The 227-nt window shown below is 19.8% G+C and carries 1 pseudogene; it reads left to right on the top strand.

From position 1 onward, the window contains the following. Positions 1-227 (top strand): annotated as a pseudogene (locus BN1173_RS04660) (hypothetical protein); the annotation flags it as partial.

Below are 227 nucleotides of genomic sequence, written 5' to 3'. Positions count from 1 at the left end.
GGAATCATCAATTTTGTGTTTGATTAAGTTTTGAATTAATATTTATCCTTTAGTTTTTATCGTCCTTATTTAAGAAAAATATACGATATCGATATGTATCCAGTAAGTAGTGGATATATAACATTCTATATAAATAAACTTTTTGAAGATAAAAATTCTTACACAATATACTTAATCAAAAAAGAAAGTAATATTTTTGATTCTTCTAAAATTATAAAAAACTATAT

Origin of the sequence: Borrelia crocidurae, assembly GCF_000825665.2 — a bacterium.
GTDB lineage: Bacteria > Spirochaetota > Spirochaetia > Borreliales > Borreliaceae > Borrelia > Borrelia duttonii.
Note: the sequence above shows the minus strand (reverse complement) of the source record. Positions and strands in the feature narration are given on the sequence as shown.